General features: G+C 62.3%; 16 protein-coding genes. 4 read left to right on the forward strand and 12 right to left on the reverse strand.

Features of this window, described 5'->3' with window-relative positions:
• Window positions 1–207 precede the first annotated feature (207 nt).
• The 4 genes from ACLBKR_RS17485 to ACLBKR_RS17500 all read right to left on the reverse strand — a co-directional run bounded on the left by ACLBKR_RS17485 (window position 208) and on the right by ACLBKR_RS17500 (window position 5,583).
• On the reverse strand, window positions 208–3,408 hold the full coding sequence (locus ACLBKR_RS17485) for an efflux RND transporter permease subunit (RefSeq protein WP_414899812.1): 3,201 nt from the start codon (window positions 3,406–3,408) through the stop codon (window positions 208–210).
• On the reverse strand, window positions 3,405–4,388 hold the full coding sequence (locus ACLBKR_RS17490) for an efflux RND transporter periplasmic adaptor subunit (RefSeq protein WP_414899814.1): 984 nt from the start codon (window positions 4,386–4,388) through the stop codon (window positions 3,405–3,407). Before ACLBKR_RS17490 ends, ACLBKR_RS17485 begins: the two co-directional genes overlap by 4 nt.
• 26 nt (window positions 4,389–4,414) lie before the next feature.
• Window positions 4,415–4,615 (reverse strand): DUF2892 domain-containing protein, encoded by a 201-nt coding sequence (locus ACLBKR_RS17495; RefSeq protein ID WP_112830497.1) that lies wholly within the window; start codon window positions 4,613–4,615, stop codon window positions 4,415–4,417.
• Window positions 4,616–4,719: 104 nt separating this feature from the next.
• A complete protein-coding gene (locus ACLBKR_RS17500) occupies window positions 4,720–5,583 on the reverse strand; it encodes a DMT family transporter (protein ID WP_113447450.1) in 864 nt (287 codons plus the stop codon).
• 213 nt (window positions 5,584–5,796) lie between these two features.
• Here ACLBKR_RS17500 and ACLBKR_RS17505 point away from each other — a divergent pair, with 213 nt between their 5' ends.
• Window positions 5,797–6,990, forward strand: a complete 1,194-nt coding sequence (locus tag ACLBKR_RS17505; RefSeq protein WP_113447451.1) for an MFS transporter — start codon at window positions 5,797–5,799, stop codon at window positions 6,988–6,990.
• A 13-nt stretch (window positions 6,991–7,003) separates the two neighbouring features.
• Here the strand turns inward: ACLBKR_RS17505 and ACLBKR_RS17510 are convergent, their stop codons facing one another.
• Window positions 7,004–9,286: a molybdopterin cofactor-binding domain-containing protein gene (locus ACLBKR_RS17510; protein ID WP_414899817.1), complete on the reverse strand. Its 2,283-nt coding sequence runs from the start codon at window positions 9,284–9,286 to the stop codon at window positions 7,004–7,006.
• Window positions 9,283–9,741: a (2Fe-2S)-binding protein gene (locus ACLBKR_RS17515; protein WP_113447537.1), complete on the reverse strand. Its 459-nt coding sequence runs from the start codon at window positions 9,739–9,741 to the stop codon at window positions 9,283–9,285. The genes ACLBKR_RS17510 and ACLBKR_RS17515 overlap by 4 nt, the downstream gene beginning before the upstream one ends.
• Before the next feature lie 76 nt (window positions 9,742–9,817).
• Here ACLBKR_RS17515 and ACLBKR_RS17520 point away from each other — a divergent pair, with 76 nt between their 5' ends.
• From ACLBKR_RS17520 to ACLBKR_RS17530, 3 genes are all read left to right on the forward strand, one after another.
• Window positions 9,818–10,405 (forward strand): TetR/AcrR family transcriptional regulator, encoded by a 588-nt coding sequence (locus ACLBKR_RS17520; protein WP_162708317.1) that lies wholly within the window; start codon window positions 9,818–9,820, stop codon window positions 10,403–10,405.
• 81 nt (window positions 10,406–10,486) lie between these two features.
• Window positions 10,487–11,737: a flavodoxin-dependent (E)-4-hydroxy-3-methylbut-2-enyl-diphosphate synthase gene (gene ispG, locus ACLBKR_RS17525; protein WP_113447453.1), complete on the forward strand. Its 1,251-nt coding sequence runs from the start codon at window positions 10,487–10,489 to the stop codon at window positions 11,735–11,737.
• A 79-nt stretch (window positions 11,738–11,816) separates the two neighbouring features.
• Complete coding sequence (locus ACLBKR_RS17530; protein WP_112830502.1) at window positions 11,817–12,482, forward strand: OmpA family protein; 666 nt, start codon at window positions 11,817–11,819, stop codon at window positions 12,480–12,482.
• A gap of 81 nt (window positions 12,483–12,563) precedes the next feature.
• Here the strand turns inward: ACLBKR_RS17530 and ACLBKR_RS17535 are convergent, their stop codons facing one another.
• The 6 genes from ACLBKR_RS17535 to rsfS form a co-directional block, all read right to left on the reverse strand.
• Window positions 12,564–13,091 carry an RNA pyrophosphohydrolase gene (locus ACLBKR_RS17535; protein WP_113447454.1) on the reverse strand — a complete coding sequence of 176 codons (528 nt, stop codon included), beginning with the start codon at window positions 13,089–13,091 and terminating at the stop codon, window positions 12,564–12,566.
• 18 nt (window positions 13,092–13,109) lie between these two features.
• On the reverse strand, window positions 13,110–14,288 hold the full coding sequence (locus ACLBKR_RS17540) for a divergent polysaccharide deacetylase family protein (RefSeq protein ID WP_113447455.1): 1,179 nt from the start codon (window positions 14,286–14,288) through the stop codon (window positions 13,110–13,112).
• Window positions 14,289–14,351: 63 nt separating this feature from the next.
• The gene (locus ACLBKR_RS17545) at window positions 14,352–15,674 is read right to left on the reverse strand and encodes a S41 family peptidase (protein WP_112830505.1); all 1,323 of its coding nucleotides are present in this window, start codon (window positions 15,672–15,674) and stop codon (window positions 14,352–14,354) included.
• On the reverse strand, window positions 15,664–17,130 hold the full coding sequence (locus ACLBKR_RS17550; RefSeq protein ID WP_414899822.1) for a murein hydrolase activator EnvC family protein: 1,467 nt from the start codon (window positions 17,128–17,130) through the stop codon (window positions 15,664–15,666). Before ACLBKR_RS17550 ends, ACLBKR_RS17545 begins: the two co-directional genes overlap by 11 nt.
• A gap of 99 nt (window positions 17,131–17,229) precedes the next feature.
• A complete protein-coding gene (rlmH, locus tag ACLBKR_RS17555) occupies window positions 17,230–17,712 on the reverse strand; it encodes a 23S rRNA (pseudouridine(1915)-N(3))-methyltransferase RlmH (RefSeq protein ID WP_113338128.1) in 483 nt (160 codons plus the stop codon).
• Window positions 17,713–17,827: 115 nt separating this feature from the next.
• Window positions 17,828–18,262 (reverse strand): ribosome silencing factor, encoded by a 435-nt coding sequence (rsfS, locus tag ACLBKR_RS17560; RefSeq protein ID WP_112830506.1) that lies wholly within the window; start codon window positions 18,260–18,262, stop codon window positions 17,828–17,830.
• Between the last annotated feature and the right edge of the window lie 26 nt (window positions 18,263–18,288).

The following is an 18,288-nucleotide window of genomic DNA, read 5'->3' on the forward strand; positions in this document are numbered from 1 at the left end:
AAAGGCCCCTCCCCAACCCCTGGAGGGGCTCGATCACCACCTGCCTCAATGCAGCAAGGACCGTTGCACCATCTTGCTTGCCGGTCGCTCCTGCAGAAGCCTGACGAAGCATTGCCACGAATGGTCTCCCCCTTGTGGGGAGATGGCCGGCAGGCCATAGGGGTTGTCATCCGATCTTGCGGAATCGGATGCACACAAGATCCGCTTTCAAGTCCGCAACACCCGGTAGATCGCCGGGATCACCAGCACGGTCAGAAGCGTCGAGGAGGCGAGGCCAAAGAGCAGCGAGATTGCCAACCCCTGGAAAATGGGGTCGGTCAGGATCACCGCGGCACCGATCATGGCGGCGAGCGCCGTCAGCAGGATTGGCTTGAAGCGTATGGAGCCGGCTTCGATCAGGACCTCTGTTAGCGGGCGTTCGGGCGAAGCGGCATGGCGGATGAAATCCACCAGCAGGATCGAATTGCGCACGATAATGCCTGCCAGCGCGATGAAACCGATCATCGAGGTCGCGGTGAAGGGCGCATGGAACAGCCAGTGACCGCCGAGGATGCCGATGAAGGTCAGCGGGATCGGCGTCAGGATGACCAAAGGCAGTTTGAACGAGCCGAACTGGGCGACCACGAGGATGTAGATCCCGAGCAGCGCCACCATGAAGGCCGCCCCCATGTCGCGGAAGGTGACCCAGGTCACTTCCCACTCGCCGTCCCACAGAAGCACGGACTTGCTTTCATCTGCCGGCTGGCCATGAAGAGCGACGTCCGGCTTTTCGAGGCCGGTCCAATCCTGCTTGTCCAGCGCATCCTGAACGGCGAGCATGCCATAAAGCGGTGCCTCGAAATCGCCGGCCAGCTCGGCTGTGACCATCTCGGCATAGCGGCCGTTGTGGCGGAAGATCGGGAATGACGCCTTTTCCTCCGTGACGCGGATGACGTCGCCGAGTTCGACGACCGAGCGCGAACCCGGCAGCAGATTGGCAGGAATCGGCGTCGAGAGGAACTTTTCGTCGAGCACTTTCGCGCCCTTCGGCCGGCTGATGACGATCGGGATCGGCGCGCGGCCCTCCCCACGATGGGAATAGCCGATGGTCGTGGTGCCGTTCAGGATCGACAACGTGTCGAAGACATCGTCTTCCGATACGCCGAAGAAATCGAGGTCGTCGGTCGAGATCGTCGCGCGCAGACGCGGGGAGGGCGTTCCGTAGCTATCGTCGACATCGACGATGAAGGGCACGGACTGGAAGGCTTCCTTCACCTTGCCGGCGGTCGCACGGCGAGTGTCGGCGTCGGGGCCGTAGATCTCCGCCAGCAGTGTCGCCATGACAGGCGGTCCGGGCGGCGGTTCCACCACCTTCAGCACGGTTCCTTCCGGCATGGCAACCTCCGCCAGAAGCCGCTTGCGCAGGTCGAGCGCGATGTCATGGCTCGAACGGTCACGCTCGCCCTTCGGCGTCAGGTTGAGCTGCACGTCACCCATATAGGCGCTCGAACGCAGATAGGCGTGACGCACCAGTCCGTTGAAGTTGAAGGGTGAGGCCGTTGCCGCGTGGGTCTGGACGCTGACGACCTCCGGCGTGGCGAGCGCGACCCTCGCCACACCTTGGGCCACCGCATCGGTTGCCTCGACGGACGAACCTTCCGGCAGGTCGATCTGGACCTGCAGTTCCGATTTGTTGTCGAAGGGCAGGAGCTTCACCGTGACATGCTTCGTGTAGAAGAGCGACAGGGAGCCGAGGGTTGCGACGCCGACGAGAAGGAGGAAAACCCAGCTTGCCCTTTTGGAGGCGAGGACCGGGCGGGCGACCGCGGCATAGCCATCGCCGAGCCTGCCGCCGGTGCCGTGAGCGGCGTCATGATGCAGCTTCGCTTTTCCGGCAATCTTCAACATCAGCCAGGGCGTGACCACGACGGCGACGAAGAAGGAGAAGATCATCGCGGCCGAGGCGTTTGCCGGGATCGGGCTCATATACGGACCCATCATGCCGGAAACGAACATCATCGGCAGAAGGGCGGCAACCACGGTGAGCGTGGCGACGATGGTCGGATTGCCGACTTCGGCAACGGCATCGATTGCCGCTTGACGGCGATCCTTGCCGTCGTTGAAACCCCAGTGCCTCGCGATGTTTTCGATGACGACGATGGCGTCGTCGACGAGAATACCGATCGAGAAGATCAGGGCAAAGAGCGAGACGCGGTTCAGCGTGTAGCCCATCAGGTTCGCGGCAAAGAGGGTAAGCAGGATCGTCATCGGGATGACGATCGCCACAACGACGGCCTCGCGGCGACCGATGGCGACCCAAACGAGCGCGATAATGGAAAGCGTCGCCAGTCCGAGATGAAAGAGCAGTTCGTTGGCCTTCTCGTTGGCGGTTTCGCCGTAATTGCGGGTGACCTCGACCGACATGCTGTCCGGGATCAGCTTGCCCTTCAGTTCCTCGACACGGTGGAGGATCTCTTCGGAAACGACGACGGCGTTGGCGCCGGCGCGCTTGGCAAGCGCCAACGTGACGGCCGGCACACACTTCATGTCGCCGCTCTCGCCCCGCGTAACGGTCGAGGTGCGGGCTTCTTCCGTATCGGTGACGAAAGAAACGTCCGCGACATCGCGTACATAAACGGGGCGGTTGTCACGGGTGGTCAGCAACAGGTTGCCGATCTCGGTGGGCGTAGAGAGGGTTTCTCCTGCAACGACGTTGATCTGCCGGCCGTCGTTCCTGATCTCTCCGGTCGGGAAGGCGCGGTTGGCCGCCGTGACCTTTGAGGAAAGCTGCTGCAGCGTTACCCCGTTGAGCGCCAGTTTTTCGGGATCAGGCGCGATACGAATGGCGTCGCCCGTCTCCCCGACGAGGTAACTGAGGCCGACGTCGTCGATCTTTGCCATTTCGACGCGCAGTTCGCGGGCGATGCGGGTGATCGCGGTGTCATCGACGCCGGCACCCTTGTCTTCGGAGGGCGTCAGCGTCAGCGAAACGATCGCCACATCGTCGATGGTGCGCCCGACGACCAGCGGTTCGGGAATGCCGACCGGGATCGAGCCCATATTGGCGCGGATCTTGTCGTGGACGCGCAAAACCGCGCTGTCTCCGGAGGTTCCGACGATGAAGCGCGCGGTGACCACTGCCTTGTCATCATAGGTCGTGCTGTAAACGTGTTCGACGTCATTGATACCCTTGACGATAGTCTCCAGTGGCTCGGTGACGAGCTTGACCGCGTCTTCCGCCTTCAGTCCGTCGGCCTGCACGATGATATCGACCATCGGCACGGAGATTTGCGGCTCCTCCTCGCGCGGCAGCGTCATCAGCGCGACAAGGCCGAGCGCCAGCGCGGCAAGCAGAAAAAGCGGGGTAAGCGGCGAGGTGATGAAGCTTTTCGTCAGGCCGCCGGCAATACCAAGACCGGGAATCTTCATGGCAATACGATCTCGTCGCCGGCGGAAAGGCCGGTCAGGATTTCAGTCATCGGCTGGCCGTCGATCCGGATCGGTTTCGCGGTCACGACAGCGCGCTCGGCCGTCCCCTCGCCGGCCCTGATGGTGACATAGTCGACGCCGTAGCGGTTCTTCAGCGCGGTTTGCGGCAGGAAGAGCGCGTTGCGTTCGCCAACCGGCACCCGCACGAGGACACGCTTGTTGACGAAGGAGGTCGGCAGATCGCTGACTTCGACATCGGCGATGACCCGGCCGTTGTCGATCTCCGGATAGATCTTGGCCAGGCGCCCCTTGTTTTCATGGCCGTTGCCGCTGTCGATCTCGATCGAAGCGCCTTCCTCAAGAAGGTCGGCATGGCGTTCGGGGATGGCGAGGCGCAGGTAAAAGCCGCCGCCGCCGATCGTGGCAACGGTCTCGCCGGCCATGACGACGGCATCCTTGGTGACGGGAACGGTCAGGACCTTGCCGGCGGTCGGAGCGAGCACGTCGCCCTCTTTGCCCTGCTCTATGTAGACAGACCGCTGCGCTTCGGCGGCTGCGATTTGGTTGCGCACGACATCGACCTGCGTGCGCAGGGCATCAAGGCGCTGGGCAGTGGTCACCCCACGCTTGATAAGTTCCTCGCCGCGGCTCAGTTCCGACTGGGCGTTGTCCAGCGACGCCTTCAACCCAAGGAGCTGGGCATCGATCGCGGCGATCTGGAAGTCGATCTTGTCGTCCTTGACCGTGGCGATCACGTCACCCGTGCCGACGCTGTCGCCCTCCGTTACCTTGAGGTCGACAACGGTTCCGCCGATGCGCGCGCGGGCAGGTACGCTGTTGCGGGCCTCCACGCGGCCATAGACCGCCTTCCATTCCGGGACCGGCATCGGCTTGAGATAAAGGGTTTCGGCGTGCGGCGCGCTGGTCGCCATGAGCGCAAGGGTGAACGCCGTAAGGCGGGCAAGCGGCTGGACAGTCATGGTGCCGTTCCTCGTGGCAGGTGAATTCAGAATGCCGTTCCCGGGCGGATGCCGAGCTTCTTGAAGATCGTCGCGGCCGGGCAGAAGCCGGTAAAGGCGGATTGCAGCAGGTTGGCGCCGATAAAAACGGTAAACCAGACGAACAGCGGATGCACGAAGACCGTCAGGACGACGGAAAGAAGGACCATCACACCGGCAAAAGCCAGAACCATGCGATCGAGAGACATTTCAACCTCCGGGAAAATACATACATATATTCGTATATATGATGATTTATATTCTATCAAGTGCTATTTCGCGAAGGGAGGTCGGCGGAGAAGAGGAGGGGTTTCTAGCTTCTGGCCGTCAGCCGCTCGCTGAAAACGATAATCAGGCCAGCGCTGCAGATCAGCGCGGCGCCGATGAAGACGTTGGCGGCGGGGATATCGCCCCAGATTGCATAGCCCAGCACGAAGGCCCAGACGAGCGAGGTATATTCGAACGGCGCGAGAACGGAGATCGGAGCACGTCGCATACCTTCGAAAAAGGCGAGTTGGGCAGCGCCGCCGATGATGCCGGTCGCCAGCGAGAGCGCAAGCTCGCCGGTAGTCGGCGTGTGCCAGACCTGCATCAGCATCCCTCCGGTCAGGACCAGGAAGAAGCTGTTCGTCACCGTCATCTGCACCAGCGAGCGGGCGCCCATCGCGGTGCGCCGCAGCAGGACGGTCGAAAACGCCCAGAGGCAGGCGGCCTGAAGGGCGAGATAGACCGGAAACGTGATCTTCATGCCGATGGGATTGCTGGCGATCAGAACACCGAGAAAGCCGACGATGACCGCGATCCAGCGCGGTGGTGTAACCCGTTCCTTGAGGATCGGGACTGCAAGCAGGGTCGCAACCACCGGAGCGGCATAGTAGAGCGTCTGCAAGGCCGCAAGCTGCATGCTCTTTGCCGCGTTGTAATAGGAGAGCCAGGCGGTCAGAAGCAGCACACTGCGGATCATCATCGGCTTCACGACCGGAGACGACAAAGTTTCGCGAACGAGGGAAGGGCCGCCGAAAATCAGGCAGCCGACGAGGATTGTGGCACTGCGGAAGAAGAGGATCTGCCAGACCGCCGTGGTTTCCACGAGGATCTTGATGGTGCCATCGTGCAGGGTGAACAGGAAATAGGAAAGGCTGGTCAGCAGGATGCCGATGCCGACGGAGGTTTTCACTCTTGCACCTGTGGCGGATCTTTAAGGAAACGACGGGCGCGGGCGCGCCGTCCGGAAGAAGCGATCCACATCTTTCCGGTTCCGAACTGCGTGTCAATCGGGATGAATTCGTCCATGTCGCAAAGACACAAATCGTGAAAAGAAGAGGCCAATTCGGCCGTTGTGAATTCAATCGATTTAAATAGAGTCGCGCCGAGGCGAAGGGAGACCGCTATGGTGGAGATTGTCAAAGAAGCTGCCGCACCGGATGCAGGTGGACGCATGATTACCCGCTCTCGGGCGGCGGTTTCGGCGCTGTTCTTTCTCAACGGGCTGATGATGGGTGCCTGGGCGCCGAAGATCCCCATCTTCGCATCGGCGTTGCAGCTCAGCGAGGCGGGCCTCGGCATCATGCTGTTCGTTTTCGGTATCGGCTCTCTTCTTCTCATGCCGATTGCCGGCGTGCAGATCGCCCGGTACGGCTCGAGCCGCGTCGTTCAGGTTGTCGCGTTCTTCTTCCTGCCGACAATCGTCGGGCTGACGCTCGTTCATTCCGTCTGGGCGGGAGCCATTGCCATTTTCCTCTTCGGGGGCATCGGCGGTGCGATGGATGTTGCGATGAACGCAAACGCGGTCGAGGTCGAGCGGTCGATGCGCCGCTCCATCATGTCGTCCTGCCATGCGTTTTGGAGCCTGGGATGCCTAGTCGGTTCGGCAACCGGCGGGATTCTCATCGCGGTTCTGGGGCCTCTGGGCCACGCTCTGATCGTCGCGGGCGTCGGAATGGCTCTCTTCTTAATCATCCGGCCGATGATCTTCGCCGACACTCCGCATCCCTCGGAACAGCGGGAGCGCGCCCGCTTTCCGCTTTCGCCGCTGCCTTGGCTGATCGGCATCGTCGCACTGTTTTCGATGATTCCGGAAGGCTCCATTCTAGACTGGGGCGCGCTCTACCTGCGAGACGAACTCAACGCGCCGACCGCACTGTCCGGCCTCGCCTTTGCCGCTTTTTCTCTCGCCATGGCGGCAATGCGGTTTGCCGGCGATCTGGTACGCGACCGGCTGGGTGCCGTCAGAACGCTGCGGATCTGTGCCGCCATATCCTTCGTCGGCCTCGTTATCGCCGGGCAGGCACCCGATGTGACGGTCGCACTGATCGGCTTCGGCATTGCAGGCATCGGCATTTCCAACATGGTGCCGATCGCCTTTTCGGCCGGCGGCAATATTCCCGGACTTGCGCCAGGGATCGGGCTTTCGGTTGTCACCTCGCTCGGTTATTCGGGTATCCTGTTTGCGCCGTCGGTGATCGGCTTCATCGCCGAATACACATCGCTTTCGACCGTCTATACCGGAGCATCCCTGCTGACCCTTGTGGTATTGGCATTATCGGGCCTCGCCCGGCATGCCGACAGCGTTCGGGGACACTGACGGCCTCGACCGGTCAGGCAAATTCGATTTCGTTTGCAAAAGGCAGGCGGCGGAGCCGCTTGCCGGTCAGTGCGAAGATCGCATTGCCGAGCGCCGGCATCGACGGCGGAGTGCCGGGCTCGCCCGCGCCGCCCATGTGCGTCGAGTTTTCCAGAAGCTCGACCTCGATCCTCGGACATCTGTCGATGCGCAATGCATCGTGATCGTGGAAATTGGCTTGCTCGACCACGCCGTCTGCAAAGGTGATCTGCTGGCCGATGGCCGCCGACAGGCCGAAAACGATGCCCGACATCATCTGGGCCTTGAAGTTGAGCGGATCGAGCACGAGACCCGGATCTGCAGCGCACCAGACATTCTCGATGTGGATCGCACCATTCCGGTCCGACACTTCCACCACCTCGGCAACCCATGTGCCGAAGGAGAGCGAGAAGGCGAGGCCCCGGGCATGGCCGGGCCGGGCGGGCGTTCCCCAGCCGGCCATGTCGGCCGCTTTCTCGACGACGGTGCGGGCGACGGGAAAATCCGCCATCAGGTCTCTGCGGAGATCGAGCGGATCTCGGCCGCCGGCATGAGCAATCTCGTCGATGAAGCTTTCATGCATGAAGACGTTGTAGGTGTTGCCGACCGAACGCCAGAAGCCGACCGGAACCGCCAGCGGCACCTTGCGACCGTCGATGCGATAGTTCTCGATACCATAGGGCTGGTTGAAGGCGCCGTCGATAAGGGCGTTGTCAGGTCCTCCCATGGGTATGTCAGGATAATAGCGACCGATGGCGCTCTCTATCACCGAAGGCGAGGCAACTGACCCTGCAAGCGCACGGGGGACGCCCTTTTCGCCGAGAACCGCCTTGTAGCGCGCCTTGGCCACCGGACGATAGGGACCATGGGTCATGTCCTCCTCGCGGGTCCAGGTCACCTTGACCGGCCTCCCCTCTGCTTCGAGAGCAAGCCGGATCGCGTAATCGGAAAAATCCGGTTCGATACGGCGCCCGAAACCGCCGCCGAGAAAGGTGGTATGGACCCTGATCTTTTCCTTCGGCAGGCCTGTGATGCGGGAACCCGCCGTATCGATCAGCGTCGGTCCCTGGTTTGGCGCCCAGACATCGAGAAGGCCATCCTTTAGCCTTGCGGTGGCGTTCATCGGTTCCATGGCGGCATGGGAGAGGAAGGGCGCGTCGTATTCCGCCTCGACGATGCTGTCATGGGGAGCCTCGGCGAAGACGAGGTCCGGATCGCCGAGCGTACGTAGGCTGAAGGAATCCGATCGCTGCAGGGATTGCGTGAGCAGGGTCTCCATTTCGGCGGAGGTGGCCGGTATCGGCCCCTTTTCCCATTCGATGGTGACGGCTTCCGCCGCCTTGAAAGCACGCCAGGTATTGTCAGCGATTACGCCGATGCCATGGCCATAGGGGCTGTCTATCGCGACGACCTTCTTCACGCCTGGCATGGCGAGCGCTGCGGCGGCATCGAAGGTTTTCATCCTGCCGCCGGGACTCGGGTTCATCCTGACCGTACCGTAAAGTATGTCGGGCAGGTCGACGTCGACGCCGTAGATCGGCGCGCCGGTAACCTTGGCCAGCATGTCCTTGCGCGGCTGCGACTTGCCGAGGAGCTTCCAGTCCTTTCGCTCACGCAAGGCAATGTCGGACGGTGGCACCAGTTCCGCGGCTTCCAGCGCCACCTCCCCGTAAGAGAGCGCCCTGCCGGACGCAGGATCGGTAATGACGCCGTCTTTCGTCGTCAGCGATCCCGCCTCCACTCCGAGCCGGCGGCCGGCCGCCTGCTTCAGGGTCTCGCGCGCGGCGGCACCTGCCTGACGCATCCTGTCGAAACCGTCGATCATCGAGGTCGAGCCGCCGGTGAACTGCAAGGCGACGAATTTCGCGACGACGCCCATGGTGCCGCGCAGGCTCTCGGCCAGGAAGCTTTCGTCGAAACGCGGAAACGGCGCGCCTTCACGCATGGCCGCCGCATTGTAATAGGCAGGTGCCGACGGTCCGTGTTCGATGACCACCTGATCCAGCGAAACGTCGAGTTCCTCGCAGACAAGGGCGGCAAGCGTCGTGTAGCTGCCCTGCCCCATCTCGGCCCGCGGGGCGATGATGGTGACACGGTTGTCGGAACCGATCTTGATATAGGGATTGAAGGTCGCCTCGCCTTCGGCGAGTTCATCCTTCAACGGGTTGGCGAAGGGCTTCCTGTAGCTGTAGTAGCCGAAGGCGACGCCACCCGCGACCGCGGCCGTGCCGAGAAGAAAGGTGCGCCGCGCGATCTTGCCGATGCTCGCCATGGTCATGCCCCCGCCATTTGCACGGCTGCCCTGTGTATCGCGGCGCGGATGCGCGGATATGTGCCGCAGCGACAGAGATTGCCGGCCATGGCGGCGTCGATCTCCTCATCCGTGGGAGAGGGATTGTTCTCCAGCAGCGCTACGGCGCTCATGATCTGGCCGGCCTGGCAATAGCCGCACTGCGCCACCTGTTCGTCGATCCATGCCTGCTGGACCGCATGAAGCGCATCCCCGGAGGCAAGCCCGTCGATGGTGCGGACGGGCGAGGTGACGTCTGCTGCCGCGATCTGGCACGAGCGCACCGCCTCGCCGTCGATGATGACCGTGCAGGCCCCGCACAGGCCCGCGCCGCAGCCGAATTTCGGCCCCTTTATGTTGAGCGCATCGCGCAGCGCCCAAAGGAGCGGCATGTCCGGTTCCACCTCGACGGCGCGTGCCGTACCATTGACGATCAGGTTCACTTCGAAGCCCTCCTGCTTTAGGGTCGTCCGGGATTATCGTCGTGACAAAATAACAAAATATGTCAGAATGTCAAATATGGCTGATTTGAAAACCGATCACAAACGGACGGCAGCGCTGGCGGCGGCGCTCGCCACCTTCATAACCTACGGCTATAAGCGCACGACGATGGACGACATCGCCAGGGCCGCAGGGCTTTCCCGCCCCGCGCTCTATCTTCTATACCGCAACAAGGCGGACATCTTCGGCGCCTGCGTTGAAATGAAGATGGAGGAAATGCGGGAGAAGGTCGCCGGATGCTTCGACGGGCGAAGATCTGTCAGCGAAGAGGTCGAGGCTGCGCTGATCGAGGGCATCCTGCGTCCGCACCAGGAGATTGCCGAAACGCCGCATGGCGCGGAAATTTTCGACGTGAAGCACGAATTTGCCGGCGACCTGTTCCTCGCCTGGATGAGGACCGTTGAAACGGAGATTGCCAGGGGATTGCTGTCAGCCTCCAAGGCGGGTCGGATCGGCACCGCGGCGGGCGACATTTCCCTGGAGGAGATCGCATCAATTCTTCTTGATGCCGTCGAGGGCATGAAGATGCGGACACGGGACATAGAGGCGCTCTCCCGCAAGCTTCCGGTGCTGGTGCGTCTGCTTGTGACCCCGCTCGAGACATGAAGGTTTTTTAGCCTGCGGTTGACAAGCGACCCCGTTTGATCCACCTCAGTCGTGCAGTTTTCTGCCGTTCGAGAGACTCCGATGGCTTCAGCAGACGAATTTGATCCCAAACCGCGCCGTGCAACCGTGGCTGTCGACGTCGGCGGCGTGATCGTCGGCGGCGGCGCGCCCGTCGCCGTGCAATCGATGACCAACACAGATACGGCCGATGTCGATGCGACGGTCGCCCAGGTGGCGGCGCTGTTCAAGGCAGGGTCCGAGATCGTGCGCATCACGGTCGACCGTGACGAGAGCGCGGCCGCCGTGCCGAAGATCCGCGAGCGGCTGCTGCGGCTCGGCATGGATGTGCCGCTCGTCGGCGATTTCCACTATATCGGCCACAAGCTTCTGGCCGATCATCCGGCCTGTGCCGAGGCCTTGGCGAAATACCGCATCAATCCCGGCAACGTCGGCTTCAAGGACAAGAAGGACAAGCAGTTCGCCGATATCGTCGAAATGGCGATCCGCTACGACAAGCCTGTCCGCATCGGCGTCAACTGGGGTTCGCTCGACCAGGAGCTTCTGACCCGGCTGATGGACAAGAACCAGGAGGAAGGCTTCCCGCTTTCCGCCCGGCAGGTGACGCGCGAGGCGATCGTGCAATCGGCGCTTCTGTCCGCCGAACTTGCCGAAGAGATCGGCCTGCCGCGCAACCGTATCATCCTCTCGGCCAAGGTCTCCCAGGTGCAGGACCTCATCGCCGTCTATTCCATGCTGGCCGAGCGCTCCAACCATGCGCTGCATCTCGGCCTAACCGAGGCAGGGATGGGCTCGAAGGGCATTGTCGCATCGTCCGCCGCCATGGGTTACGTTCTGCAACACGGGATAGGCGATACGATCCGCGTTTCGCTGACGCCCGAGCCGAACGGCGACCGCACCCGCGAAGTTCAGGTGGCCCAGGAACTGCTGCAGGTGATGGGCTTTCGCCAGTTCGTGCCGGTGGTCGCCGCCTGTCCCGGCTGCGGACGCACCACCTCGACGGTGTTCCAGGAACTCGCCCAGCGTATTCAGAACGACATCCGCAAGAACATGCCGATCTGGCGCGAGCGCTATCCCGGCGTCGAGGGGCTCAATGTTGCGGTGATGGGCTGCATCGTCAACGGACCGGGCGAGAGCAAGCATGCCGATATCGGCATCTCGCTTCCCGGAACGGGCGAAAGCCCGGCTGCCCCCGTCTTCATCGACGGACAGAAGGCGATGACGCTGCGTGGCCCCAATATCGCGTCAGATTTCGAAGCGCTGGTGATCGACTACATCGAAAAGCGCTATGGCAGAAAGAGCGCCGCCGAGTAAGATCGCCGGCCTCGCAACTTCATATTGCCGCAATTTGGCTGTTGAGGCCTTCCGAGTTCCACTGGGAGTGATTCCGACGATGATCAAGAAGCTTTCGATCCTCGCGCTCGCCGCGATTTATCTTTCCTCCTGCACCACGACCGATCCCTATACCGGTCAGCAGAAGGTTTCCAATACCGCAGGCGGCGCAGTGCTCGGTGCGGCTCTCGGTGCAGTCGGCGGCGCGGTCGTCGGCGGTGGCGGGCGCTCAAGCCGCAATGCCGCCCTGATCGGCGCCGGTATCGGCGCGCTGGCCGGCGGCGCGATCGGCAACTACATGGACCAGCAGGAAGCCGAACTGCGCGCCCAGCTGCAGGGAACCGGCATTTCGGTCACCCGCGTCGGCGACCGAATCATCCTCAACATGCCGTCCAACATCACCTTCGCCACCGACCAGTATGCGGTCATGCCGCAGTTCTATCCGACGCTGAACTCGGTCGCGATCGTGCTCAACAAGTTCAACCGCACGCTGGTCGACGTCAACGGCCATACCGATTCGACCGGCAGCCTGCAGCATAACCAGCAGCTGTCGCAGAACCGCGCCGACTCGGTCGCCAACTACCTGTTTGGCCAGGGTGTGGACCAGCGTCGCGTTTCCTCCGTCGGCTTCGGTCCGAGCCAGCCGATCGCATCCAACGCGACGCCGGACGGACGCGCGCAGAACCGCCGCGTGGAAATCCAGATCGCGCCGATCACGCAAGGCTGAACGCCAGATTGTTGATGGGATCTTTGAAGGCGTCGTCTCCGGTCGACGCCTTTTTCTCAGCCGTTCTGCGGGCAGGTTCAATTAGGCCGGAACGCCCGCCAGATGCGAGAATTCCGCGACAACCTCGTCATAGACCTTGCGCTTGAACGGAACGATCAGCTCCGGAAGTTCGGCCATCGGTTTCCACGCCCAGGCATCGAACTCGGCGATATGTCCGCCCGGCGGCGGCGAAATGGCTATCTCGTCCTCGTTGCCCTCGAAACGAAAGGCGAACCAGCGTTGCGTCTGCCCTCGATACTTACCCTTCAACCCGATGCCGATGAGCTCGGGGGGAAGATCGTAATTGATCCAGCGTCCGGCCTCTGCGAGGAGCGACACGCTCTTCATGCCGGTTTCCTCGTAGAGCTCCCGGACGGCCGCGCCCAGCGGCTCCTCGCCGCTGTCTATTCCACCCTGCGGCATCTGCCAGAGCATGGGCGAGCCGTCATATTCCGAATTGCCCTCGGGTATCCGCCGGCCGGCCCAGACAAGACCCTCACGGTTCAGTACCATGACGCCGACGCAGGGACGGTAAGGCAGGTCTTCGGCTCTGATCTTCGGCTCGCTCATGGCTCTCGTTTCATCCTTTCATTGTTCCGAATCGGTCGCAAATGCGGAGACGCCGACGATTTCGATACCACGGCCGGAGGCATCCTTGGCCCAATCGCGGATCGCCAGGATCGTCTCGTCGAAGGCCGATGCCGTGCCGATCGCCCCGCCGCTGCGACGCGCTATGCGCTCCAGCTCATCCAGCTTGTCGAGAATGGCGCGCCGGTCGAGCTGGCCGTCGAGCAACAGATTGCCATAGGCGTGCGGCATGCCGATCGCCTTGGCGAAATCGCCGCTGAGCGAACGGGCCGTGGACCCATCATCGAGAAAGAGCAGGCCCCGTTCGCCGATATCGCGCATCACCGGCTCCAGGGCCTCGCCATCGGCAAGAAACCGGCCGCCCATATAGTTCATGATACCGGTGTAATTGGTCATCCGCGCCATCGCCTCATGCAGGCTTTTCAGATTGTCGGCAGCGGATCGGCTCGTCAGAAGCGTGCCGCGGCCCGGATCATTAGCCGGATAATCTATCGGCTCGAATGGCACCTGCAACAGCACTTCATGGCCTTTGCGGCGTGCCTCCTGCATCCAGCGGGTCAGGCTGTTGCCGGTCGAGGCGAAGGCAAGCGTGATATCCGCGGGCAATTCCCGCACGGCCTTCTGGCTTCCCGTCTGGCTGAGCCCGATACCACCCACAACGATGGCGACGCGCGTGCCGCGCGCGCCGGACCATGGCCGGGCATAAAGGTCGACGGAGCGCAGACCGTCGGGCCCCACGACCGGAATGCGCCCTTCCGGCGTATCCTCCAACAGATCATCGTCCGGAAAGGCAGCCATGCGCGGATCCTGGCCGATATCCTGGGCGCCGATCAGCACGGGACCTTTTCCGTCCCGTTGCCTGGGCGAATATTTCGTCACCACCGAACCATCCTCGGTCACGGTGCGCTCGACATTGGCCCCTGACCTCGGTCGGCTGGCCTGAAGCCCCTGTTCCGCATCCGGTTTCAACACGTCAGCGTCCGCCGAAGCCACAACTTCCGGCAGATCCGTCGGCTGCAGCGTTGTGAGCGGCAGCGGCGCGAATGTCGAATAGAAGGAAAGCCCGAGGAGGCCGAGAACAAAAAAACCACCTGCGAGAGCGCCTGGGGAAGGAACGCGGCGGCGCGCGCCACCGGTCTTGCGGCTCTGACCGAGCGGTGCGTGGAGATCGGCGCTCAAGGTTCTATCCGCTCCCGGGTCGCAAATGCGTTGGGGCGCCGGATTACGCCGGCGCCCTTGTTTTTACTTCGAAACCACGGCCTTCTGCGGGTCCGGCGGGAAGGAAGGATCCGTCTTCACCCCGCGCAGCAGATCGAGCGCGTAGTTGAGCTGGAGGTCGTCCTTGGCCTCCGGCGGAACATAAGCTGAAGAGCCGGAGCCTTCCTCGTTCTCGTTCTGGCCCTTGATGTGGCCCGGCAGCGCGGATTCGCCCTCGGCGCGAACCTTGCCTTGAAGTTCCGGCGGCAGCGGCTGTTCGACCTTGACGTCCGGTTCGATGCCGGTGCCCTGGATCGACTTGCCGGACGGCGTGTAATAAAGCGCCGTCGTCAGCCGCAGCGCGCCCTTGTCACCCATCGGAATGATCGTCTGCACGGAACCCTTGCCGAACGAACGCGTACCGACGACGGTCGCTCGCTTCAGATCCTGCAGCGCACCGGCCACGATTTCCGAGGCCGAGGCGGAACCGCCATTGACCAACACGATGACCGGCTTGCCGTCGGTCAGATCGCCGGCACTGGCATTGAAGCGGCGGGTATCCTCCGGATCGCGCGAACGGGTGGAAACGACTTCGCCACGCTCGAGGAAAGCGTCCGAAACATAGATCGCCTGATCGAGCAGACCGCCCGGGTTGAGGCGAAGGTCGAGGACATAGCCCTTCAGCTTGTCAGCCGGGACTTCCTTCTTGATCTTGGCGATGGCGGCTTCGAGATCGTCGTAGGTCTTCTCGGTGAACGAGATCACCCTGAGATAGCCGACATCGCCCTCGACACGCGACTTCACAGCCCGGATCGGAATGATTTCGCGCACGACGCTAAGCTCGATTGGCTTGTCCGCGCCCTTACGCAGGATGGTGAGCTTGATCGGCGTATTGACCGGACCGCGCATCTTGTCGACGGCGTCTTCCAGCTTCAAGCCGCGAACGGATTCGCCGTTGATCTCGGAGATGAAGTCGCCGGCGAGAATGCCGGCCTTGGCGCCGGGCGTGTCGTCGATCGGGGTGATGACCTTGACCAGTTCGTCTTCCATCGTCACTTCGATGCCGATGCCGCCGAACTCGCCCTTGGTCTGGGTCTGCATGTCCGCCGCATCCTTGGCGTTCATGTAGACCGAATGAGGATCGAGCGAGGTCAGCATGCCGTTGATGGCATTTTCGACCAGTTTTTCCTCATCCGGCGGCGTAACGTACTGGGCTCGCACCCGTTCGAAGACATCGCCGAAAATCGACAGCTCCTTGTAGGTCGAGGCTCCCGCTGCCTGGGCAGGAATTCCGGCCGAATAAAGAACGCTCATCGCAGTCGCACCCATCAGTGCACCGACGAGAACAAGAGAGACCCTACGTACCATTCTCAGCCTTTCCAGAATCGTTCCCTGTCCACCACGGACGGGAATCAACCGGTTTTCCATCTTTGCGAAACTCAATGTAAAGGGTCGGACGATCGGTTTCCAGCGCCAAACCCGTCGCGCTCGCCACTCTTTTTTCTCCCATCACCGCCAGCGGTTCGCCCGAAAGCACGAACTTGCCCTGGCTGGTGCTGATCCTGTCCATGCCTGAGAGAACGACATGATAACCGTCACCGGTATTCAGGATCACCATCTGTCCGTAACTGCGAAATTCCCCCGCGAAAACCACCCAGGCATCGGCCGGCGCCGTTACCAGCGCACCGGCTGACGCGGCGATCACCATGCCCTTCGCCGCATGTCCCGTGCCGTCCGGATCGCCGAACTGACGTAGGATATCGCCCGCCACGGGCAGTTCCAGTTTCTTCTTCAGCTCCGAGAAGGGATATGCGGGCGCAATGCGGTTTTTATCGGGCAATGTCGAGAGCGCCAGCTCCCTTGCTTTCTGCTTTTGTTCCTCTGTCTGCTGACGCCGTTTCTCTTCTTCCGCACGCGCCGCTTCGGCCGCCTCCCGCACCGAGGAGATCTCACTTTCCAGCGAGGCGATCAGTCCCTCCATGGTTGAGGCGCGCTCCGCAAGTTCTTTGGAACGACGTCTTTCCGTCTCCAGTTCCTCGGCATTGCGCTTCGAAAGGCGGTCGTTTTCGACAAGCAGCAGATCCATGCGCCGCTCTTCCTCCTGCCGGCTCTGCATGGTCGCAACAAGACTGGCCATTTCCTTCTGCCCTTCGTCGCGCAGCCTCAAGAGTTCCTGCAGATCGGCGGCAAGCCGGTCCGTCTCCTTGCGGATGCCGGGAACCACGGCGCCAAGCAGAATGGCCGTTCTCACCGAGGCAAGCGCATCGTCCGGGCTGACCAGAAGTGCCGGCGGCGGGTTGCGGCCCATGCGTTGGAGCGCGGCCAGCACCTCCGCGAGAACCGCACGTCGTTCCTTGAAGGAATGCCGTATCTTGTCTTCCCGGATACCGAGATCGGCAAGTTTGCGCTCGCTCCCGGCCATCTTTCGTTCCAACTCCTTGCGTCGCGCAGCGGATTCGATCAGCGCCGATTTCAGGCTTTCCGAAGTCTTGGCGATCGCGGCGATGCTCTGCTGCAGGTTCTCGGTCTTCTCCTGGGAAAGCTGCATGCTTCGGGAAAGCTCCTGCAGTTCGCGCCCGATCTGATCCCGCTTCTGGCGCAGGGCCTGCGCCGCGTCCTCCGCACCAGATTCGGGAGACGGGGCTGCGGCCTGCCCGCCACCTGGCGTAACCGTGGAAGCGGCCGGAGTTGCGGGCTCAATCGGTTCCTGTGCCCTCGCGGGCGTCAGGACATGTCCGGCCATGACCGCAGCAAGCATCGTCAGCGCGCCGCCCGCGCCGGCGCGCAGGATGCGGCGCCCGGAGGCCGTGAATGCTTTTTGCATGGTTGGTCGTTTGTCTTGTCGCAAGGGGCTTTCCCGGTTCGCCGCCGAAATTACGCTGATTTGCCGTCGGCGCAAAGCGCCATGCGACACCAACATGGATCAGACCCGGTGATAGGGATGGCCGGAAAGAATGGTGACGGCGCGGTAAAGCTGTTCGGCGATCAGGATCCGAACCAGTTGATGCGGCCATGTCAGCCTTCCGAGGTTGAGAACGACCTTCGCCCGCTCCCGAAAGTCCGGATCGACGCCATCGGCGCCTCCGATCACGATTGCGAGATCGCGCTGGCCGCGGTCGCGATGTTCGCCGAGCAGCGCAGCAAACTCCTCGCTGTCGAGCGCCTTGCCACGCTCGTCAAGCACAACGATCATAGCGCCGTCCGGCATGCTTTTCAGCAGCTCGGCGGCTTCCTCACGCTTGCGCGTCTGCGCGTTTCCCGCGCGGCTTTCGGGGAGTTCGACCATGCGGGAAAGCTCAAGGCCGCTCGGCGGTCCCGCCTTGGCAAATCGGTCCAGATAGCGGGACGCAAGTTCCTTCTCCGGCCCGGATTTCAGCCGGCCCACGGCATAGATGCCAATTCGCATGTCGCACTCCATCCATTTCGACCGCAAAACCTGATCGGCAGCGATAGCCTGGATCGCTGCATCGCTCGGCTTCCTTCACTGCCGGATGAGCGGCAGCCGGCCGACAGTCGATGGTCTAGTGCAGTCGCCCTTCCTCGATATCCGGAGCCGCCCACATCTTTTCGATGTTGTAGAACTCGCGGATTTCGGGACGGAACACATGCACGATCACGTCACCGGTGTCTATCAGGACCCAGTCGCCCGTTTCCAGTCCCTCGACACGGGCAGAGCCGAAGCCCTCTTCCTTGAGGTCGGAAATCAGGTGCTCGCTGATCGCGGTCACATGCCGATTCGAGCGCCCGGAGACAACGACCATGTAGTCGCCCAGCGCGGATTTTCCGGCAATGTTGATGGTGACGATATCTTCTGCCTTGGAGTCCTCGAGGCTTGCAAGGACCAGCTCAAGCGCGCGGGCTGCGGCATCGGCGCCACGTTCCGGGCTTTTGGGAAGGACGACAGGCATCTTTCCCTTGGTGTGTACTGTTGTCAGAGTTTTTCCTTTCCTTGGCATAACAGAACAGCACGTCGGCGATTCCC

Origin of the sequence: Paenirhizobium cremeum (assembly GCF_047553425.1) — a bacterium.
In the GTDB taxonomy this organism is placed as follows: Bacteria; Pseudomonadota; Alphaproteobacteria; order Rhizobiales; family Rhizobiaceae; genus Allorhizobium; species Allorhizobium cremeum.